Origin of the sequence: Austwickia chelonae NBRC 105200 (assembly GCF_000298175.1) — a bacterium.
Taxonomy (GTDB): Bacteria; Actinomycetota; Actinomycetes; order Actinomycetales; family Dermatophilaceae; genus Austwickia; species Austwickia chelonae.
Window position 1 is genome coordinate 1 of record NZ_BAGZ01000026.1, and the last position, 19,859, is coordinate 19,859.

The 19,859-nt window shown below is 66.2% G+C and carries 20 protein-coding genes; 15 read left to right on the plus strand and 5 right to left on the minus strand.

The annotated features are described in order from the left end of the window. Positions 1 to 257 precede the first annotated feature (257 nt). The 14 genes from AUCHE_RS15145 to flgL all read left to right on the plus strand — a co-directional run bounded on the left by AUCHE_RS15145 (position 258) and on the right by flgL (position 15,416). Complete coding sequence (locus AUCHE_RS15145; protein ID WP_006504209.1) at positions 258 to 1,367, plus strand: NYN domain-containing protein; 1,110 nt, start codon at positions 258 to 260, stop codon at positions 1,365 to 1,367. 164 nt (positions 1,368 to 1,531) lie between these two features. Next, complete coding sequence (locus AUCHE_RS15150) at positions 1,532 to 2,377, plus strand: FkbM family methyltransferase (protein WP_006504210.1); 846 nt, start codon at positions 1,532 to 1,534, stop codon at positions 2,375 to 2,377. Between the two features lie 91 nt (positions 2,378 to 2,468). Beyond that, complete coding sequence (locus AUCHE_RS15970) at positions 2,469 to 3,689, plus strand: glycosyltransferase family 2 protein (protein ID WP_006504211.1); 1,221 nt, start codon at positions 2,469 to 2,471, stop codon at positions 3,687 to 3,689. Beyond that, positions 3,686 to 4,753, plus strand: coding sequence for a glycosyltransferase (locus AUCHE_RS15160; protein ID WP_006504212.1), 1,068 nt, complete (start codon positions 3,686 to 3,688; stop codon positions 4,751 to 4,753). The genes AUCHE_RS15970 and AUCHE_RS15160 overlap by 4 nt, the downstream gene beginning before the upstream one ends. Continuing rightward, positions 4,750 to 5,973, plus strand: coding sequence for a glycosyltransferase family 2 protein (locus AUCHE_RS15165; RefSeq protein ID WP_006504213.1), 1,224 nt, complete (start codon positions 4,750 to 4,752; stop codon positions 5,971 to 5,973). Before AUCHE_RS15160 ends, AUCHE_RS15165 begins: the two co-directional genes overlap by 4 nt. 67 nt (positions 5,974 to 6,040) lie before the next feature. Next, a complete protein-coding gene (locus AUCHE_RS15170) occupies positions 6,041 to 7,291 on the plus strand; it encodes a glycosyltransferase family 2 protein (RefSeq protein WP_006504214.1) in 1,251 nt (416 codons plus the stop codon). 148 nt (positions 7,292 to 7,439) lie between these two features. Next, positions 7,440 to 8,258 (plus strand): flagellin N-terminal helical domain-containing protein, encoded by an 819-nt coding sequence (locus tag AUCHE_RS15175; protein WP_006504215.1) that lies wholly within the window; start codon positions 7,440 to 7,442, stop codon positions 8,256 to 8,258. Between the two features lie 199 nt (positions 8,259 to 8,457). After that, entirely contained in the window at positions 8,458 to 9,717 is a 1,260-nt protein-coding gene (locus tag AUCHE_RS15975) for a glycosyltransferase family 2 protein (RefSeq protein ID WP_006504216.1), read from the plus strand. 117 nt (positions 9,718 to 9,834) lie between these two features. Further along, positions 9,835 to 10,653 (plus strand): flagellin N-terminal helical domain-containing protein, encoded by an 819-nt coding sequence (locus AUCHE_RS15185; protein WP_006504217.1) that lies wholly within the window; start codon positions 9,835 to 9,837, stop codon positions 10,651 to 10,653. Positions 10,654 to 10,749: 96 nt separating this feature from the next. Beyond that, the gene (gene fliD, locus AUCHE_RS15190; protein ID WP_006504218.1) at positions 10,750 to 12,108 is read left to right on the plus strand and encodes a flagellar filament capping protein FliD; all 1,359 of its coding nucleotides are present in this window, start codon (positions 10,750 to 10,752) and stop codon (positions 12,106 to 12,108) included. A gap of 9 nt (positions 12,109 to 12,117) precedes the next feature. Further along, the gene (gene fliS / locus AUCHE_RS15195; protein ID WP_006504219.1) at positions 12,118 to 12,504 is read left to right on the plus strand and encodes a flagellar export chaperone FliS; all 387 of its coding nucleotides are present in this window, start codon (positions 12,118 to 12,120) and stop codon (positions 12,502 to 12,504) included. Beyond that, positions 12,501 to 12,797, plus strand: coding sequence for a hypothetical protein (locus AUCHE_RS15200; protein ID WP_006504220.1), 297 nt, complete (start codon positions 12,501 to 12,503; stop codon positions 12,795 to 12,797). Before fliS ends, AUCHE_RS15200 begins: the two co-directional genes overlap by 4 nt. A 189-nt stretch (positions 12,798 to 12,986) precedes the next feature. Then, positions 12,987 to 14,483 carry a flagellar hook-associated protein FlgK gene (gene flgK / locus AUCHE_RS15205; RefSeq protein ID WP_006504221.1) on the plus strand — a complete coding sequence of 499 codons (1,497 nt, stop codon included), beginning with the start codon at positions 12,987 to 12,989 and terminating at the stop codon, positions 14,481 to 14,483. Between the two features lie 27 nt (positions 14,484 to 14,510). After that, entirely contained in the window at positions 14,511 to 15,416 is a 906-nt protein-coding gene (gene flgL, locus AUCHE_RS15210; RefSeq protein WP_006504222.1) for a flagellar hook-associated protein FlgL, read from the plus strand. On the opposite strand, the gene AUCHE_RS15215 is transcribed toward flgL, so the two are convergent. The 5 genes from AUCHE_RS15215 to AUCHE_RS15235 form a co-directional block, all read right to left on the minus strand. Next, positions 15,382 to 16,635, minus strand: a complete 1,254-nt coding sequence (locus tag AUCHE_RS15215) for an MFS transporter (RefSeq protein ID WP_006504223.1) — start codon at positions 16,633 to 16,635, stop codon at positions 15,382 to 15,384. The genes flgL and AUCHE_RS15215 overlap by 35 nt on opposite strands. Beyond that, complete coding sequence (locus AUCHE_RS15220) at positions 16,632 to 17,012, minus strand: ArsR/SmtB family transcription factor (protein ID WP_006504225.1); 381 nt, start codon at positions 17,010 to 17,012, stop codon at positions 16,632 to 16,634. The genes AUCHE_RS15215 and AUCHE_RS15220 overlap by 4 nt, the downstream gene beginning before the upstream one ends. 191 nt (positions 17,013 to 17,203) lie before the next feature. Beyond that, positions 17,204 to 17,689 carry a hypothetical protein gene (locus AUCHE_RS15225; RefSeq protein WP_006504226.1) on the minus strand — a complete coding sequence of 162 codons (486 nt, stop codon included), beginning with the start codon at positions 17,687 to 17,689 and terminating at the stop codon, positions 17,204 to 17,206. Between the two features lie 44 nt (positions 17,690 to 17,733). Next, the gene (locus tag AUCHE_RS15230; RefSeq protein WP_006504227.1) at positions 17,734 to 18,096 is read right to left on the minus strand and encodes a response regulator; all 363 of its coding nucleotides are present in this window, start codon (positions 18,094 to 18,096) and stop codon (positions 17,734 to 17,736) included. A 132-nt stretch (positions 18,097 to 18,228) separates the two neighbouring features. Further along, complete coding sequence (locus AUCHE_RS15235) at positions 18,229 to 18,681, minus strand: chemotaxis protein CheX (protein WP_040322913.1); 453 nt, start codon at positions 18,679 to 18,681, stop codon at positions 18,229 to 18,231. A 575-nt stretch (positions 18,682 to 19,256) separates the two neighbouring features. Here AUCHE_RS15235 and AUCHE_RS15240 point away from each other — a divergent pair. Further along, positions 19,257 to 19,859, plus strand: a 603-nt coding sequence (locus tag AUCHE_RS15240; RefSeq protein WP_006504229.1) for an Hpt domain-containing protein, incomplete at its 3' end; no start/stop codon positions are given.

A 19,859-nucleotide genomic window follows, 5' to 3' on the forward strand; every position in this document is an offset into this window, starting at 1 on the left:
ACCCGCTCCTCCTACAAGGACCGGCTCTCCATGCCGACCAGCACCGAAACCACCGGCGACGTCCGCGTCGACAACGGCACGGTGCGCTCGGCCTGAAAAACTCGGTGCGGTCACACACACCATCAGAACGGAGCCCCGCCATCCGGCACCCCCGGAGGCGGGGCTCCGTCATGTACCGATCCCGGACCTACTCCCCTCGAGCAAGCCCCCTGCCGGAGCGCGGCCCGCGCCTCAGCCGAACGGCAAGGCCCCCGCGCATGGGGGAGACTGCCGCCATGCGTTCTTGCTGTGCTGTCTACGCCGACGCCGGATACCTGCTGGCCTCGGTCGCCACCCGAGCCAGCGGCTCCTCCCTGCGATCCGGGATCATCGTCGATCACGGCAAACTCATCGGAGGGATCGGCGAATTCGTCAGCGCACACTGCGGCCTGCCACTCCTGAGAACCCTGTGGTACGACTCCGCCCCGAGCCGTGGACAGATCACCCCCACCCAGGAACTGATCGGCGTCCTGCCCAAGGTAAAACTCCGCCTCGGTCGCCTCTCGCCCAGCGGCGAACAGAAAGGCGTCGACCTGCGCCTCGGGCTCGACCTGGTGGCCCACGCCCGCACCGGAAGTATCGACGTCGCCTATCTCGTCTCCGGGGACGACGACCTCAGCGAAGCCGTCGAAGAAGCCCAAGCCCTCGGCGTCCAGGTCGTGGCCATCTCCGTGGCCGACGTCCGTGGCCGGGCGCACGGTCTGGCCCACCACCTGCGGCTCACCGTCGACGAAGTGGCTTTGCTGCCCGCCGAGCTGGTGGACGGTGCGGTCACTCGTCGGACCAACACCTCGAGCACGGCCACCGGACCGACCGGACAGGGCACCGCCACTCTCGCCCCGGCCGGCGCCACCCCGGAGACCGATGGTTCCCCCTCCGACCGGAATGCCCCGGACGGCATGGTCGTCCCCAGCCCGAAAGCTCTGGCCGAACGCGTCCGGGACAACAGCGCGCCCCTGTTCGCGCCCTCCCCGGCACCCACGGCACCCGACTCCGTCCAGGTCTACTCCAGCGAGACCGGACGCCCCTCCGGAAGCCACCCTGGCGCCGAGCTCGACACGAACCTGGCGACGGACACGGCATCCGGATATGCCGAACCGATCGCACGCGTGGTCAAAGGGGTCCTGCAGGTGTGGCAGCAAGCAGCGAGCTCGCAGGATGTCGCACAACTGTGGGCGGGGCAGCCGTCGATCCCCTCGGAGATCGACCGGGCGTTACTGCTCGACCTGTCCGATGAGATCCAGGTGTACGACGTCCCCGAACAGGTGCGTTTCGCGCTGCGGGCTGCTTTCTGGTCGACGGCCAAGGAGATGCTGGCCGAGAACTGAGGCCGTGCCCGGTGTCGCCATGTTGCAGCCTGCACTCCGCTATCAGTGAGGATGTCGCCACCACCGATGGTCAGACCACCCGAAAGGACTAAGGCTCAGTCTTATTCGGTTCGGGTCGATGAGGTCGACAACGCCTGCCGACACCCGACGGAAGAGATACCCGGATGGCCATCGACATCGCAGGGCTCTGGGCAGACCTGCACCCCAGCCGCACCCTCCACGTGGTGGACATCGGCGCCAACCCCATCGACGGCGACCCGCCGTACCGTCCGCTCCTCGATGCCGGTGTCTGCACAGTCACCGGCTTCGAGCCACAACCCGAAGCCCTCGCCCGGCTCCAGGCCTCCGCCGGACCCACCGAGACCTACCTGCCCCATGCCGTCGGTGACGGCGCCGAACACCAGCTGTACCGCTGCCTGGCCTCCGGGATGACCTCCCTGCTGGAACCCGACCCGCAGATGCTCGACCGATTCCACCTCTTCCCCGAATTCGGGAAGGTGCTCGACGTCGACACCGTCCACACCACCCGCCTGGACGACATCACGGAACTCGGCGCCGTCGACTACCTCAAAATCGACGTCCAAGGGTCGGAACTGGCGGTCTTCCGCGGCGGGCGGACCACCCTGGCCCGTACCGTCATGATCCAGACCGAGGTCTCCTTCGTCCCGCTCTACCGGGGACAGCCCGGCATCGGCCAGATCGACGTCGAACTACGTGACCAAGGTTTCCTCCCGCACGCCATGCCGACGCTCAAACAGTGGCCGCTGGCTCCGCTGGTCTTCGAGAACAACCCCCGCACGCCGCGCCACCAACTGTTGGAAGCAGACCTGGTCTACACCCGCGGCATCATCGGCGCCGAAGAACTCGACGACGACCAACTGAAATTCCTGTGCGTGATCGCCGCCGGGGTCTACCGCTCACCGGACCTGGCCGTCCGGGCCGCCGTCGAACTCGACCGGCGCGGATCGCTCGGCCGACCGGTCGACGTACTCCTGACCCACATGGAATGACCCGCCCCGGTATCGGCCATGAAGCGTGCTCAGGGATAAAACACTTCGGGCGATGGGGAGGAGAAAACTGCCTTCCGTAGACAGGACCGACATGGACACACGCCTCAGCATCGCGATGATCGTGCGTGACGAAGCCGAGAACATCCAGCGCGCACTCGACTCCGTCCGCGCACTCGGGGAACTCGTCGCCGAGGTCTGTGTCTACGACACCGGGTCCGTCGACGGCACCGCGGAACTGGCCGAAGCCGCCGGCGCCCGGGTCGAACGCGGCTCCTGGGACGACGACTTCTCCCGCGCCCGCAATGCCGCCCTGGACATGTGCCGCACCGAATGGGTGCTGATGATGGACGCCGACGAGGTCGTCCAGGCCGACGAGATGCTCTTCCCCGCGCTGCTGGAACTCGGCGTACGCGAAGGGATCCACGCCTTCCACGTCCTTCAGGTCAACACGGGGGACGACGGCACCGCGACCGACAGCGTGCTGCAGACCAGACTGCTACGGCCCGCAGCAGCCCGCTACGTCGGCCGGATCCACGAACAGGTCGACGCCCGCCACGGTGAACTCGTCAGCGAGAGCGCACCCCAGGACGTGATCCGCCTGCACCACAGCGGTTACGCACACGCAGAACGTACCGCCGCCAAACTCGCCCGCAACTCCGCCATCTCCCAGCAGGCACTCGCCGACCCCGCGCTGGCGGACGAAGAACGCTCCCGTATCCGGCTGCACCACGCCCGGTCGATAGAGGCATCCGATCCAAGCTCCGCCGAGGCCGGATACCGGGAACTCGCCGCGGAGCAGGGCCCCTACCAGGTACGAGCGCAAGAGCACCTGGCCCACCTGCTGCTCGACCAAGAACGGTGGGAAGACGCCGCACTCGCCCTGGAAGCACTCACCGCCACCAGCTCCAACAAACCCTTCGCCGCCTTCCTCTTCGCCCGCTGGTGCCTGGGCGTGGGCGAACTCGACACCGGGTTGAGCCTGCTGCGGGAACTGGACCAGGTCTGGACCTCAGGGGGCGTCATCATCCCCCAACATCTGCTCTACACCACCCGCGCCCGGGTCGCCGACGAACTCGGCCTGTGGGACGAAGCCCTGAGCTGCCGACTCACGGCGATGGCCTCACCCGGCGCCGGCCAGGCCGAGGTCGACGCCATGTTCCACCAGTGGGGCGCCCGGCCGGCCGACCCCCTGATGCAACTGCTCCGCGAAGTCCTCCCGGTCGCCGACCCGGCCATCGAGGACTGCCTCCACCGCACCCGATCCGCCTCCACCCAGGTCGCACGCGCGGTGCAGAGACGCCGGTACCGGTGAACGGACACCCTTCAGACCCGGCGTCACTGGCCGTGGTCGCCATCGTGCGGGACGAGGAACGGTGCATCGCCCGGATGCTCGACTCCGTGCAGGCCGTCGCGGACGAGATCGTCGTCGTCGACACCGGATCCGTCGACCGGACCCCCCGGATCGCTGCCGACCACGGAGCCAGGGTGCTCACCCACCCCTGGTCCTCCGACTTCGCCGAAGCCCGCAACTGGGCGCTGGACCACACCCGGTCGTACTGGCGGTTGATCGTCGACGCCGACGAATGGCTCGCCGAAGGCGCAGCGGCGTTGCGCGCCTTCGCCGCCGGCCCCCCGGAGCGGGTCGGACTGCTCGAGGTGCTCTCCTCCTCCGAATCCGACGGCGCCGCCATCTCCCGCACCGACCTCAGCGAACGGCTACTGCCTGGTGACGTGCGCTATCGCGGAGCCATCCACGAACAACCCGTGCACGCTCTCCCCGTCGTCCCGATCGCCGCGGCCCTCGCCCACGACGGCTACGAGGCGGCCCAGCGGGAACACAAAGCGGAACGCAACGAGAGCATGCTGCGAGCGGCTCTGGACCGGCGCGACGACCTTTACCTGCGCTACCAGCTCGGTAAGGAACTCCAGGCGCAGGGACGCCACGCCGAAGCCGCGGCCTGTTATGCAGCCGTGCTCCCGCAGAGCAAGGAGGCTCCCTGGCGGCATTCGCTGGTGGCCCGGGCCGTCGCGGTCTACGGCGCGAGCGGGCGTTTCGCCGACCTGCTCGCCCTGCTCGACGACGAGCTGCCCCGATGGCACGATTCGGCCGATGTCGCCTTCGCCGCCGCCGGCGCACTCCTCGATCTCGCGGTGGCCCTCCCGGACCAGGCCGACGAGCTCCTCCCCGAGATCGAACGACTCTGGCAGCGCTGCCTGCGGATCGGGGAACACACGCCCTATCCGGGGTCGGTGCCTGCCCGCGGCGGACATCTCGCCGCAGGGAATCTCGCCCTGCTCTACGACTCGCTCGGTGAGGAGAAACGGGCGGCCGAATTCCACGAGTTGCACCGTCAGCTGCAGAAGGGGACCCGATGAAGGAGAACCTCGACCCGGCACCGCCCGGCCGGATCTCGGCATGTCTCATCGCGCGTGACGAGGCCACCCGGATAGGCCGGTGTCTGGACTCGCTCCGTTTCCTCGGCCGGCTGTTGCACGAGGTGGTCGTCTACGACACCGGGTCGGTGGACGACACCCGGGAGGTGGCTGCCGAGAGCGGCACCATCGTGATCACGGGTTACTGGGACGACGACTTCTCCCGGGCCCGCAATGCGGGGATCGAGGCCGCCACCGGTGACTGGGCGTTGATCGTCGATGCCGACGAGGAGATCGTCGTCGATGTCGACGCGCTCGCTGTCCAGCTGCGTGACCTTCCTGCAGAAATGGACGGATTGGCCTGTTGGGTGATCAACCTGGACGAGGACGGAGAGCACACCGAGCGGTCTCGACGGTGCGGACTCTTCCGGCGTGACCGGCTCCGCTACCGAGGGGCCATCCACGAGAGCCCTCGGACCGCCGAGGGAGGATCCCCGGCCGTGCAGGCCGTCGGGGAGGATGTCCTGCAGATCTGGCATCACGGCTATCGGGATCGCACCTATTCGGTGGAGAAGGTGCTGCGCAATGCCGCGATCGCCGATGTCGAGATCAGCAGGCTGCGGAGCCGAGGGAGCACCCGTTCCGATGAACTGGCGTGGGCGCTCTTCCACCGGGCACGCTCCCGGCTGACCGAGCAGGAACGCCCGGTCGCGGCGGCCGAGTACCGGGAGGTGATCGGCCTCACCCAGGACGCCTCCCTGCGGCAGGCTGCCTTGGAATGTCTGATGGATGTCCATCTGGACAGCGGGGAGCACGACGAAGCAGCGCACTGCCTGGATGCTCTCGTGCGCACCGGGGCACCTGGCAGCTATGCGTGGTGGGGAGCCGTGCGGGTGGCTGTGGGCCTGCAGGATCTGGAGACCGCCGAGGCCATCCTGGCCGGGATCGACACGGTGGAGACCAGCCTCGGGGTCCAGGCTCCGCGGCATTATCTGTGGGAGGCCCGGGCCCAGGTCGCCGAAGCCTTGGGGAAACGCTCCGAGGCGCTGGCCTATCTGCTGACCTCGATGGTGCAGACCGGACAGGTCGAGGGAAAAGGGCCCTGGCTGCTTCGGCTGTGGGACGGCAGCATCGACCAACTCACCGAGCTGGTCCGGCAGCGGGCCGCCTCGCCGGACCAGGTCCAGGCCGTGCTGCGTGAACTCGCCAAAGGGGATCGGTGACTCAGCCTGACGATGCTGTCGGCCCGGAAAAGCTCAGTGGGGCAGGCTTTTCGTCGACAGAGACGATATGGCCGTACCCCTGCTCGCTGCAGCACTCATCGTCAAGGACGAGGCACAGAATCTCCCGGAGTGTTTGGCAGCGCTGAATGCTCTCCGCCCGCTGATCACCGAGATCTGTGTCTATGACACCGGATCGACCGATGGCACCCAGGAGATCGCTCGAGCGGCCGGAGCCACGCTGAGCCAGGGTTATTGGGATGGCGACTTCGCTCGGGCCCGTAACGAAGCCATCGGGATGACCAACGCCAAATGGGTACTGATCGTCGATGCCGACGAGCGAGTGAGCGCTGATCAGGCCGCTGTGCGGCGCTCCTTACGGGCAGCGCTTACCGCCGCCAACGGGCGGGTCGACGCGCTACGCGTGCCCTGTACCAATGTCGAGGAGAACGGCTCGGACGGAGTCCTCTGGGGGTCTGACCGGCTCTTCCGCCGGAGCCGAGCCCATTATGTCGGCGCAGTACACGAGCAGGTCATGCGTCTGGACGGCAAACCCGTCGTCTTCGATGAGCTCTCGCCGCGGCAGATCCTTATCCGACACCACGGTTACTTGGACGAGAAACTGCTGAGTGACAAACTGCAGCGAAACCTCCAGATCGCTGAGGACGAAGTCGCAGCTCTTCCACCGGGTGCACCGGCCGAGAATCTCATCCGGGCTTATATCGACCGGGCCCGGTCGCGGGTGGGTGCGGGCGACACCGAAGGCGGGCTGGCCGACCTGGAAGTGGTACGTGCGACCCCTAGCCCATCCAAGTACCGACTGCACGGTCTGCAACAGTACGCGGGCTGGTTGATCGACCTGGAACGGGTGGATCAGGCAGCGGAGATCATCGCCGAACTGGCTGAGGCGCCCATCCACCAGAGCCATACCCAATGGCTCACTGCGCGGATCCTTTTCCTCCGAGGAAGACATGCGGAGGCGCTGACGCTGTTACGGGCGATCGACAAGCTCGTCGGCGCCACCGGCACCGTCGACGTCCCGCGGCCGCTGGTCGAGGCCCGGTTGAAAGCGGCAGCCATCACCGGAGAAATCGACGAGGCCGCGGCCTGCGCGGTTCGGCTAATCGCCGACCTGGGGGTGGTCGAGTCCTATCCTCGGCTGCTGATGACCCTGTGGGGCGACCGGGAGCTGTCCGTCTTGGCCCAGATCCTGGTCGACAGCGACCGCGGTTATCTCTCTTCGGCGCTGCCTGCTTTCGAAGAGCTGGGTGATCGCGGGCAGGAACTGGCGGGTCTGATCCGAAAAAAACTGGCACCGTGAAGAACTCGCTGCCTGAGGAAAACTTCGCCCGGCAGCTCTCATGTCGGTGAGGAGGTCGCCGATAGGGCGGTGTCGGCCGGTCTCGGGCCGGCTGGTACGGGTCGCCACGGATGGCGAGCCGTGACCCCATTCCACGAAGGAGATCATCATGGGTCTGCAGATCAACACTAACGTCGCCGCTCTGAACGCCTACCGGAACCTGTCCGGTACCCAGGGCTCGATGAACACCAGCCTCGAGCGTCTCTCCTCCGGTCTTCGCATCAACCGTGCGGCGGACGACGCTGCCGGCCTTGCGATCTCCGAGAAGCTGCGTTCGCAGGTCAACGGCCTCAACCAGGCTCAGGCCAATGCTCAGGACGGTATCAGCCTCATCCAGACCGCTGAAGGCGCGCTGAACGAGACGCACTCCATCCTGCAGCGTATGCGCACCCTGGCCGTGCAGTCGGCCTCGGACACCAACACCGACTCCGACCGCGCGCAGATCCAGAAGGAGGTCACCGCACTCGTCAGCGAGCTCGACGGTATCTCCACGCGTACGCAGTTCAACGGCATGAACCTGATCGATGGCAGCTTCACCGGTAAGAAGCTCCAGATCGGTGCCAACAACGGGCAGACGATGGATGTCAACATCTCTGGCGTCAGCTCCACCTCGTTGGCTGTCAACGGCCTCAAACTGGGCACCCAGACGGAAGCTGCTGCTGCGCTGACCACGCTGGACACCGCGATCAACACGGTCTCCACGCAGCGTGCAGACCTCGGTGCTCTGCAGAACCGTCTGCAGCACACCGTGTCCAACCTGGGCGTCTCCGCGGAGAACCTGTCCGCCTCGCAGTCCCGTATCCGCGACACCGACATGGCCAAGGAAATGACGAGCTTCACCCGCTCGCAGATCCTGCAGAACGCTGGTGTCTCGATGCTGGCTCAGGCCAACCAGGCTCCGCAGTCGGTCCTCAAGCTCCTGGGCTGATCGACGCAGTAACCAACCAGTGAGGGGGCGGACAGATGTCCGCCCCCTCATCGGTGTGCTTCAGCACAGGTCGAACTATCCGGATCAGTGGCCGGCCCTCGGGGCTGCCTGGCAGATAGCTGCAGCAGATTGACTGCGGAGCATATGTATTGCTGTCCAAAGTCCTCAGCGGATCCTTCCTTTCGTCGAAGGAATACGTATGGCCACGCCGCTCCTGTCCGCCGCTCTCATCGTCAAGGACGAGGAGAGCTTCCTCCCCGAATGCCTGGACTCCCTCAACAGCTTGCGCCCGCTGCTGGGCGAGATCTGTGTGTACGACACAGGCTCGACCGACCGGACGGTCGAGATCGCTGAAGCTGCAGGATCCCGGGTGGAACGTGGCTACTGGAACGGGGATTTCGCACGGGCACGGAATGCCGCGATCCACATGTGCTCCTGCAAGTGGACGCTGATCATCGACGCCGACGAGCGCGTGGTGGCGAGAGTGCCCCGTCTGGCCGAGCTGCTGCGCGCGGCCGCGAAAACGAACCGGGGCAGTGCTGACGCCCTCACGGTACTGGTGGCCGACCTCCGCGGAGGAGTGTTCGAGCAAGCCTGGCCTTCGCAGCGCATTCTCCGTCGCGGTCGAGCCCGGTACGAGGGCGCGGTCCACGAGTCTGTCGTGTCCACCCGGCCCGGAGCAGAGTTGCAGGAGTCGGCGCTGCCGGATGACGCCATCGTCCTACAGCATCTGGGCTATGAGACGGAGGAGGCACGCAACGCCAAGTCGGCCAGAAATCTCCGCCTCTCCGATGAGTTGATCGCGACATTGGAACTCCAGAAGAACAATCATGAGGAGCTGATCCAGGCGTTGGTCGATCGAGCTCGCTCGGCCCGCTCCCAAGGACTGACCGAGTCCGCACTGGCCGACTACGAGAGAGTTCGCGGTATGACCTCGGGTTACAAGCACCGCACCTGGGGGATGGAGATGATGGTCGACCTGCTCATCGACCTGGGCCAGGAGGATCGGGCGCGAGAAGTGATCGCCCAGTTGCGCAGCGAAGGAGTGTCGGCAGCCAGTTATTGCGACTGGCTCGAAGCCCGTCTGCTGTTGACCCGGGGCGATCTCGCCGAAGGTCTCGACATCGTTCGGCGTATCGACCGTATACAGGCCGCCAGCGGAACCATCGTGCCTCCCGCGCTGTTGTTGGACGCCCGCTACAAGGCTTGCCTGGCCCTGGAGTTGTACGACGAAGCAGCGGTCTGTCTGATCCAGCTGATGGCCGGTCAAGGGCGGATCGCAGATCGCTCCGGTGAGATGTTGCTGGCGCTGTGGGGCTCGCTGCCCCGCGAAGCACTCGTCCAGATGCTGATCGAAGCGGACCGGGGTTACCTCGACCAGGTGGTGGCACATTTCCGAACGTTCCCGGGGGGCAAAGAGATCGCCCAGATGTTCGAGGGCGCGCATCTGCGGTCGTGAAAAGGCCTCACACGGCTGGCCCGGTCGCCGATAGGGCGGTGTCGGCCGGTCTCGGGCCGGCTGGTACGGGTCGCCACGGATGGCGAGCCGTGACCCCATTCCACGAAGGAGATCATCATGGGTCTGCAGATCAACACTAACGTCGCCGCTCTGAACGCCTACCGGAACCTGTCCGGTACCCAGGGCTCGATGAACACCAGCCTCGAGCGTCTCTCCTCCGGTCTTCGTATCAACCGTGCGGCGGACGACGCTGCCGGCCTTGCGATCTCCGAGAAGCTGCGTTCGCAGGTCAACGGCCTCAACCAGGCTCAGGCCAATGCTCAGGACGGTATCAGCCTCATCCAGACCGCTGAAGGCGCGCTGAACGAGACGCACTCCATCCTGCAGCGTATGCGCACCCTGGCCGTGCAGTCGTCCTCGGACACCAACACCAACTCCGACCGCGCGCAGATCCAGAAGGAGGTCACCGCCCTCATCAGCGAGCTCGACGGTATCTCCACGCGTACGCAGTTCAACGGCATGACCCTGGTAGACGGTAGCTTCAAGGACAAGCAGCTGCAGATCGGTGCCAACAACGGCCAGACCATGACCGTGACGATCTCCGGTGTCAGCTCCACATCCCTGACCGTCAACGGCCTCAAGCTGGACACCCAGACGGAAGCTGCTGCTGCGCTGACCACGCTGGACACCGCGATCAACACGGTGTCCGGTCTGCGTGCAGACCTCGGTGCTCTGCAGAACCGTCTGCAGCACACCGTGTCCAACCTGGGCGTCTCCGCGGAGAACCTGTCCGCCTCGCAGTCCCGTATCCGCGACACCGACATGGCCAAGGAAATGACGAGCTTCACCCGCTCGCAGATCCTGCAGAACGCTGGTGTCTCGATGCTGGCTCAGGCCAACCAGGCTCCGCAGTCGGTCCTCAAGCTCCTGGGCTGATCGACGCAGTAACCAACCAGTGAGGGGGCGCGGGCAACACGCCCGCGCCCCCTCGCCGGTGTTTCCGCAGATCAGTCACGAAAGGAGAGGAACGACATGGCAGGAATGCAGATCAGCGGCCTGACCGGTTTCAACTCGGCCGACATCGTCAGCCAACTGATGTCGGTCGAACGCCAGGCCGGAAACTCACTGATCAAAGCCAAGTCCACCAGCAACACCCTGGTCAGTGCACTGCAGAGCCTCAACGGGCTCTTCAGCAAGATGAAGGACGCAGCCACCGCCCTGGCACCCAGCTCCGTGTTGGACGCCTCGGCCTGGAAGGGCACCACCGCGACCTCCAACCAGACGGGGATCGCCACCGCGACGACCACCGACAAAGCCCAAGCCGGGTCGCTCACCTTCACGGTGAAAAGCCTGGCCGCGTCGGGGGCCGCCATCTCCGGGAACAGCGTCGACGGCGCCGCCGTGCTCAACGGGGGAGCAGCCTTCGACCTGACCCTGACCAAGGGGTCAGGCGCCGCGACCACGGTCTCCGTCCCCGCCGGCGCCAAGATGGCCGATGTCGCAGCGGCGATCAACAACACCGCCGACCTGGGCGTCAAAGCCACGATGGTGCAGGTCTCACCCGGCCAGTACAAATTGCAACTCGAGTCGTCGACCACCGGTGCCGGCACCGACGTCACCGTCGCCGACTCCACCGGCGGCGCATCCGGCCTGGGCACCTTCTCCACGCTGCGGGCCGGTAGCGACACCGTCCTCCGGGTCGGTGACAGCGCCACCGGATTCGACGTCACCTCCCCGACGACGACCGTCAAGGACGTCCTCCCGGGGGTGACCATCACGGCCGTCAAAGCCGACCCGTCGACGCCGGTCACCGTCACCGTCGGTGCAGATGCCAGTGGCATCGCCGACAAGGCCAAGGCCTTCGTCGACAGCGCCAACGAGGTGCTCAGCAGCATCCGGGTCAACACCAAGTACGACAAGGACACGAAGACGGCCGGCACCCTGAACGGTGACTCCACCGTCCGGGATCTCGCCAACCGTCTGCAGTCGGTCTTCGTCGGGGTCGGCTCGGACAAACTGGCCAAGATGGGCGTCAGCTTCACCAAGGAGGGCACCCTCTCCTTCGACAAGGCCAAGTTCGCGGCGGCTTACGCCGAGAATCCCGCCGCCGTCGAGGCTGCCTTCACCGACACCGCGACGAAGGTCCGTGATCTCGGTAAGCAAGCCAGCAATGCAACCGATGGGTTGTTGACGGTCCGGATCAACGGGGAACAAGCGTTGGTGAAGGACTACACCAAGCGGATCTCCGACTTCAACGACCGGATGTCGCTGAAGCAGGAAACCCTCAAACGGCAGTTCTCCGCCCTGGAGACCATGCTCAGCAAGATGCAACAGCAGGGGAACTGGCTCTCCGGTCAGCTGCAATCGCTGTCCAGCCAGTCCGGGAAGTAAGGGGACCACATGACGACCGCGGCCCAGCTCCGCAACCGGTACGCCCAGGACACCGTGAGTACGGCCTCGCCGGCCAAACTCCTGGTCATGCTGTACGACCGGCTCAGCAAAGACCTGCTGAACGCGGAGCAGGCCGTGGTCGCCGGTGACATCCCCGGCGCGCACGCCGCGATCGTGCACGCTCAGGAGATCATCACCGAACTCGCCGTCACCCTCGACGTCAGCGCCTGGGAAGGCGGCGAGAAACTGCTCGCCGTCTACGAGTTCTGCCTGCAAGAACTCTTCCAGGCCAATGTCCACAAGGACGCCGCCCGCGTGCATAGCGTCCGGGAGATCATCGAACCCCTGCGCGACTCCTGGAAACAGGCAGCCGCCCAGACCGGGGAGAAACCGTGACGATCGCCGCCTGGGAGGCCGCGCTCACCCGGATGGAGGACGAGCTCGACGCCCAGGAGGAAGCGCTGCGCACCGGTCAACTCACCGAAGTCGCCGCCTTCGAACCTCCGGACTCCCTCGGCCCGCTCCCGGCGCAGCTCGCGGACCGGGTCAACACCCTGATCCAACGCACCGGCCTGCTCGCCACCTTCGTCCAGTACCAACTCGTCGCCACGGACGCAGACCTCCGTTACGAACGCCGCGAGACCAAACATGCAGGGGCGCAAGCCCTCTACCTCGACCGGACTTTCTGAACACCGGTAGATACCAGGACACGCCAGTCTGAACAGGGGCGATGGAAGATCCATCGCCCCTGAAGCACTTCACAAAGACCACCCCGCGCCGATAGGCAGCCAGCTGTTCGACTCGGCGAGACCGCCAGGACAGCCCAGGACAGCACGATGCGGGATCCCCGCACTCACGGATGAGGTTGGAGTCAACAGATGTCTTCCTTCAGCGCATTGAACCTCGGCGCCCGCGCGGTTTTCGCTGCGCAGCGGGGCCTGGACACCACCGGCCAGAACATCGCGAACTCCGCCACGCCCGGATACTCCCGTCAGCGGGTCGACCAGGTGGCCGTCGGCGGACCGACCGTCCCCGCGATCTGGGCGAAATACGACCAGGCCGGCGGCGGCGTCAAAGTCACCGGGATCTCGCGGATGCGCGACGAATTCCTCGAGGCGCGGGCGCGCAATGCCCACTCCGCGTTGGGTCAGCTCGGCGAGCAGACCAAGACCTACGAGGCCGTCGAACGCACCATCGGCGAGCCCAGCGATATCGCCTTCAAGAAGCAGCTGAACGAGTTCTGGAACTCCTGGGCCAACGCAGCACAGGGTGATCTCAAGTCCGAGGCCGCCCGCAATGTCGTGGTCAGCTCCGGTGTCACCGTCGCCAACCGGCTCAATTCGATGGCCAGCCAGCTGGAGACCCAGTGGGCCGACCGCCGCACCGAGCTCGAGGCCAATGTCACCGAGGTCAACAAGGCGGCCGAGGACATCGCCAAGCTGAACCGTGCCATCAAGAACAACGTGATCAACGGCCTGCCTGCCAACGAACTCGCCGACCAGCGCGATCTCCTCGTCGAGAAGGTCACCACCCTCACCGGGGGTGTGGCCGAACGTGCCGAGGACGGCGTCGTCAACATCAAGCTCGGCAGCAACTATCTCGTCTCGGGAAACCAGTCCGCGAGCCTCAAGGTCACCGGCGGAGCCGCGAGCTACGCCGCGTGGGATGGAACCACCAAGGCCACGGTGTCATGGGCCACCGATCTGGACGGACAAGCGTCGACGGTGACCACGCCTGTCCTCGGGGCGGACAAGTTGGCCAACCCCAAGTCGACGATGAACGGTCAGTTGGAAGCCCTGAACGAGACGATCCCGAACTACCTGACCCAGCTCGACAAGGTCGCGGAGAAACTCGCCAGCACCGTCAACGAGCAGAACGCCCAGGGTTACACCGTCGACACCACCCCTGGCGGTAAGCGGGGCACCGCACTGTTCACCACCGGCAGCAGCACCGGCGACCCCGCACCCACCGGGCGACGCGCCGCCATCAACATCCGGTTCGCCGGCACCGCCTCCGACCTCGGCATCTCCGCGTCGGATATTCCCCCGGTCAAGGCCGACGGCACACCAGGAGTGCTCAACGGCGACAACGCCAAGGCCATGTTCAACAACGCGAACAAGCCGGGCGAGGCCGACGACCAGTACCGCAATCTCGTCGTGCAGCTCGGTGTCGATGCGCAGAGCGTCTACCGCAACAACACGGTGGCCAAGAATGTCGCCAAGACCGCCGACGACGCCCGCGACAGTGTCTCCGGGGTCAGCCTCAACGAAGAGATGACCAACCTCATGAAGTACCAGCACAGCTTCTCGGCGGCGGCGAAGTTCATCACCGCCATCGACACCACCATCGAGTCACTGCTCAACATGAAGCGCTGAGCCTCGAGCTGACCAGGAGAGACGATCATGCGCATCACCCAGAACTCGATGAACCGGACCCAACTGATGGGACTGGAGAACAGCCTCGGCCGTTTGCAGCGGACCCAGGAGGAGCTGACCACCGGCAAACGGCTCACCCGGCCTTCGGACAACCCGGTCGACACGGTCTCCGCGATGCGGCTGCGCGATCAGCAGCGCGGCCTGGAGCAGCTCGGCCGCAATATCGACGACGGTCTGGCCCGCCTCCGCTCCGCGGACGACGCCCTCACTCGTACGTCGGCCATGCTCAACCGGGTCCGCACCCAGGTTGTCTCCGCAGCCAATGGCACCAACAGCCAGAACGAACGCAATGCCTTCGCCGCCGAGGTCCAGCAGCTCCGGGAGGGCATCCTGCAGCTGGCCAACACCAAGTACGCCGGGGCGTCCGTCTTCGCCGGCACCCAGAATGTCGACAACGCCTTCGACCCGGCCACCGGTAAATGGCAGGGCAATGACGCGCCGGTGATCCGCAAGATCACCGAGGCGGCCAGCCCCGCCGGGGACATCGACGTCTCCATCTCCGGGGAGAAGGCCTTCGGTGGCGGGACCGCCGACGACCTGCTCGGCGCCGGGGGGATCCTCGACCGCATCGTCACGAAGCTGAACGACCCCACCCAAGGCCCGGTCGCCGACGAACTCGCCAAGCTCGACAGCGCGTTGGAGAGACTCTCCTCGGCCCAGTCGACCATCGGTGCCCGCACCAACCGCCTCGAGGGTCTGCAACAGCTCAACGGCATGCAGGACGACGCCTCCAAGGTCGCCCTGTCCAAGGTCGAGGACACCGACTTCATGAAGGCCGCGATGGATCTCGCCGTCCAGTCCAATGCCTACAACGCGGCACTCCAGGCCTCGGCGAAGATCATCCAGCCGTCGCTGATGGATTTCCTGCGCTGATCTGATCTCGGCCGTCCCGCCGTGACCTGCCCCACAGGATGGTGGCGGTCACGGCGCCGAGCATTCCCAGAGCGGCGAGGGCCGCAGCGGCGGAGGCCAGTCCGGCGGACGATCCGAGGGCACCTGCCAGCGGGTAGGTGAGCATGAAACAGGCGTGGGACAGGGAGAACTGGGCTGCGAAGGCGGCCGGTCGCCGGGCCGGGGGCGTGTGCCGTCGGATGAGGCGCGCGGACGAGGTCAGCACCGTGGAATTCGCCGCGCCGAGGACGAACCAGGTCGTGCACACGGCGATCCATGTCCACCGGTGTGGTGTGCCCGCCAGGAGCGCCGCCCCGACGAGGAGACCTGCCGGTGCTGTCGCCGTCCCGGTCAGCATGAGCTGCCGGTCGGTGATCCGTTCCAGGAGCCGGGGAGCAGCCAGCGCGGTGACCATGGATCCGGTGCCATAGGCGGCGAACATGAGGGCCACATCGGACTGTTCCCGGCCGAGATGGCCGCGGACCAGCAGCACGGTGTTCACGATGACCATCGCGGTGGCGGCGGCGACCACGAGGTTCATGGCCAGCAGGCTGCGCAGTTCACGGTGTGCGAGGAGGGCCCGTGAGCCCAGGGTGATCCGCTGGCGGAAGGGTGCTGCTTCCTGGGGGGTGGCGGCGGGCAGCCGGGTCAGGGTGACCAGCAGTGCCGAGCCGAGGAAGCCGACGACGGTTCCGAGGAACAGGTGGTGATAGCTGGTCACGGTGAGGAGTGCGGCCGCGAGGACCGGGCTGAACACCGATTCGAGGTCGTAGGCCAGGCGGGACAGGGAGAGCGCACGGGTGTAGTCCTCTTCGCGGGGGAGGACGTCGGGGATCACGGCCTGGAAGGCCGGGGTGAAGGTCGCCGAGGCCGACTGCAGGACGAAGATCAGCAGGTAGATCTGCCAGGCCTCGCCGACGAAGGGCAGGGCCAGGGCGACTCCGGCGCGGACGAGGTCGGCGCAGATGAGAACGACGCGCCGAGGTGCCTGGGCGACAGCGGCCGCGATGACGGGGGAGACCGCCACATAGGCGACCATCTTGATGGTGAGTGCGGTGCCGAGGACGATACCGGCCTGTCCGCCGGCGATGTCGAAGGCGAGCAGGCTGAGGGCCACGGTGAGCAGCCCGGTGCCGAGCAGGGCGATGACCTGGGCGCCGAACAGCTTCGCGTAGGTGCTGTCGCGCAGGACGCCGATCATGGTCCGGGGTGGGTCGTCCGCTGGGGGGCGGGGTGGCCGTGGTGGTGGGCCGGGAGGTCGTCCGCAGCGTGTTGGGCCTGGTAGATGGCGTCTGCGACCAGTTGGCGGCCGTGTTCGTCGGCGAGTCGGTAGAAGACCTTCTGGCCGTCCTGTCGGGTGGAGACCATGCGCGACATCCGTAGTTTCGCGAGGTGTTGGGAGACGCCGGCGGGGGCTTTGCCGACGGCTTCGGCGAGTTCGTTCACGGACAGTTCGCGGTCGCGCAGGGCGAGGATGATCTTCACCCGGGTGGCGTCGGCCAGCATGGAGAACACTTCGACGGCGAGGTCGACGTAGATGCTGTCGACATCCAGAGAGCACTTCTTATCTGCATTCATACGCAGATACTAGGGTAAGCGTGGCCGGCAGGGAACCGACGAAGGACACAACACGGAGACCCGCCACCCCGCACACGGAAAGGCCCGGCACCCACCACAGGTGCCGGGCCTTCCCGGACCGAATCATGCAAGCCACAGCGGAGTGGCGGACCCGACCCGCCAAGAGACCGGTGACGGCCCCGGACGGAGGATCAGAAGGGGACGACGATACCGAGAGCGCCCAGACCATAGCCCTCGATATCGAGTTGGTAGTCAGCCCGTTTGCCGAGGCCACGCAGCAGCATGGCCGCATTCGTAGGGATGACCGACCCCGGTTGGAAGACGGCGTTCAACTTCAGATGGGTGTCATTCTCCCCGACGTTGAACAACGAAGCGAAGATGTTCATCACCTCGTAGAAGTTGTCGTAGAGCGCAGCGGGGAGCTCGACATTGTCGATAGCGGTCTGCGCCCCGGTGGGAGGCACCAGGCCCAGCGCCGCGCCTGCCCGGGCCGCAAGATCCAGATCGGCGCAGACGATGGCCTTAGTGTCGATATTCCCGTCGACGTACAGACCGGTGCAGCAGGCCCGCCGCGCCGTCGGCACCACAGGCTTGTCCATATGGGCGATCGTGACCGTGCGACCGAGAAGGTCCTGGAAGAGGTCCTTCACGGGCTTCGGCTCGGGGATCGGTGTCATGACGTGTGAGGTTCTCGCTTAAGTGCGTACCGGGTAGGGAAAGCTCAACCGAGGACAGGCTTCAAGGCTTCGGAGAACATGTCGGCGGTGAACGGTTTGGCGATCAGGAAGAGCGCCCCGGAATCCGAGGCCTGCGAACGCATCGCATCCGAACCCTCGGAAGTGACGAAACCGAAAGGCACATTGTTGCCCTCGGCGCGCAAAGCCTGCAGGAACTCGATCCCGCTCATCTCCGGCATATTCCAGTCGGACAACACCATGTCGGGGCTGTTGGCCTTGACCGCGGCCAGACCCTCGGCACCGTTCTCACATTCGATGATCTCCGCACCGTCATATCCGGCCTGACGCAGCGTCCGGATCACGATCATGCGCATGGCGCGGCTGTCATCGGCGACTACGACCTTCACAGTTTTCTCTCTCTCTGAGCGTCGGGACAGGGGACCGGACGTGGCGGACACCGCAGGACGGACATCCGACGCCGTGCCCGGTGCCCGGGAAACGGCAGCCGACCCGGTGGGCAGGTGCGGCGCGAAACCGGATCAGTTTTTCTGCGGGCGATTCCACACGGTGAGGTACATCGAGAACCCGTCGGCGATATAACCGGCCTCCAGAAGAGGACGACCGCCGGGGACCCGCAGGGTCGGGCTCTTGCCCGAAGCGACCACAGGCAAGGACAACGTGCTGGGCTCGGGAAGCAGAGACTTGATGTTCCCGCCGACCATATTGGTCAGTTCGCCGATGCCATCGGCGATGTCGTCGTCGGAGGCCTCGTCGTCGGCCATGCCGAACATCGTCGCCGCGAACCTACGGGCGCCGTCCGCATTCATCTCCATGGAGATGAGACAGTCGGTGGCCCCGGTGACGCCGACAGAACCGGCCACTGCCGTATCGGTCTCCGGGCGAGGCATGTCGACCGGCTCGACATCGATGCCGAGCATGGAACTCCACACCTCTTGGATGATCTGTGCGACATCGTCGCTGGACAAGTGCATAACGCGGTCCTTTGTGAAGTCCTTCGGGTAAGGCCCTTCGGAAGGTAGGTCGGCGGCTGGCCGGTTGTACTGCACGGATGGGTCTGCTGCCCCGCCCGTACGGCCTGACCACACGTGGACGACGGCCTTATCGGCTGTGACACAAGGGACTTGAGCACTTCATCGCTGGTCACGGGCTCATACTTTCCGATGGGTCCGTGGCGTGCGACGACGGCCTCGAAGGCAGGGACGGCGCGATGCCCCCGGAGGTGCACTTTCGCCGTTGTCCGGAATCGGCATCCCACCCCGGCTCCGTAGCGAACGGACCCTCCCCAGCGCCGAACGGTCGCCCCGGACCGTGCGATCCGCGCCCCGAGGCCCGCCCCGCCCGCCCGGCCCCTCACCCTCCCGAGCACCTGGAACCCGACCCGGCCCGCGCCGATGAGGGGAGAAGAACCCCCGGCACACACCGAACAGGATGAACGCCACGGCGTCCGTGAGCGATTGGCGACGTCATCGAAGGCCGACTCGCTCAGATCCGCTGTCGCGGTGCCGATTGAAGGCTCGATTCCCCACATCTCACGAGGAGCTTGCCGATGGAAGGCATGGAGGAGATCGTTCAGGAGTTCCTGATCGAGAGCCACGAGAATCTCGACCAGCTGGACCAGGACCTGCTCGCTCTCGAACGCGACCCCGGCTCCCGCGAGTTGTTGTCCAGCATCTTCCGCACCCTGCATACCATCAAGGGCACCAGCGGCTTCCTCGCCCTGCACACCCTGGAATCGGTGGCGCACGCCGGGGAGAGCCTGCTCAGCAAACTCCGCGACGGCGAAATGGCCCTGACCAACGAGATCGCCACGACCCTCCTGGAGATGGTCGACGCCGTGCGCGCCCTGCTCGGGCACATCGAGAACGACGGCAACGAAGGCACCGAGACCTACACCGACCTGGTGTCCCGGCTGCACATCCTCCTCGAAGGCCGGTCCCCGGCCGCCGAAGCCGCCGGAACGGCACCGGCAGCCACCGTCGCCGAAGCCCAGGCCGAGGTCGTCGAGACCGTGGTGGAAGCCGTCGAACAGGCCGAACAGGCCACCGAGAGCGCACCCAGCGTCACCGTCGAAGTGCCTGCCGCCTCGCACGTACAGGTCGTCGTCGCCGACGCGCAGAACGCCGCCCCCGCCCCGGCCGCCCCCACGCCC

Excerpts from the sequence above, each read along its gene's own strand:
- AUCHE_RS15145 (WP_006504209.1), top strand. The coding sequence starts at position 258 with ATGGGGGAGACTGCCGCCATGCGTTCTTGCTGTGCTGTCTACGCCGAC.
- AUCHE_RS15150 (WP_006504210.1), top strand. The coding sequence starts at position 1,532 with ATGGCCATCGACATCGCAGGGCTCTGGGCAGACCTGCACCCCAGCCGC.
- AUCHE_RS15970 (WP_006504211.1), top strand. The coding sequence starts at position 2,469 with ATGGACACACGCCTCAGCATCGCGATGATCGTGCGTGACGAAGCCGAG.
- AUCHE_RS15165 (WP_006504213.1), top strand. The coding sequence starts at position 4,750 with ATGAAGGAGAACCTCGACCCGGCACCGCCCGGCCGGATCTCGGCATGT.
- AUCHE_RS15170 (WP_006504214.1), top strand. The coding sequence starts at position 6,041 with ATGGCCGTACCCCTGCTCGCTGCAGCACTCATCGTCAAGGACGAGGCA.
- AUCHE_RS15175 (WP_006504215.1), top strand. The coding sequence starts at position 7,440 with ATGGGTCTGCAGATCAACACTAACGTCGCCGCTCTGAACGCCTACCGG.
- AUCHE_RS15975 (WP_006504216.1), top strand. The coding sequence starts at position 8,458 with ATGGCCACGCCGCTCCTGTCCGCCGCTCTCATCGTCAAGGACGAGGAG.
- AUCHE_RS15185 (WP_006504217.1), top strand. The coding sequence starts at position 9,835 with ATGGGTCTGCAGATCAACACTAACGTCGCCGCTCTGAACGCCTACCGG.
- fliD (WP_006504218.1), top strand. The coding sequence starts at position 10,750 with ATGGCAGGAATGCAGATCAGCGGCCTGACCGGTTTCAACTCGGCCGAC.
- fliS (WP_006504219.1), top strand. The coding sequence starts at position 12,118 with ATGACGACCGCGGCCCAGCTCCGCAACCGGTACGCCCAGGACACCGTG.
- flgK (WP_006504221.1), top strand. The coding sequence starts at position 12,987 with ATGTCTTCCTTCAGCGCATTGAACCTCGGCGCCCGCGCGGTTTTCGCT.
- flgL (WP_006504222.1), top strand. The coding sequence starts at position 14,511 with ATGCGCATCACCCAGAACTCGATGAACCGGACCCAACTGATGGGACTG.
- AUCHE_RS15215 (WP_006504223.1), bottom strand. The coding sequence starts at position 16,635 with ATGATCGGCGTCCTGCGCGACAGCACCTACGCGAAGCTGTTCGGCGCC.
- AUCHE_RS15220 (WP_006504225.1), bottom strand. The coding sequence starts at position 17,012 with ATGAATGCAGATAAGAAGTGCTCTCTGGATGTCGACAGCATCTACGTC.
- AUCHE_RS15225 (WP_006504226.1), bottom strand. The coding sequence starts at position 17,689 with ATGACACCGATCCCCGAGCCGAAGCCCGTGAAGGACCTCTTCCAGGAC.
- AUCHE_RS15235 (WP_040322913.1), bottom strand. The coding sequence starts at position 18,681 with ATGCACTTGTCCAGCGACGATGTCGCACAGATCATCCAAGAGGTGTGG.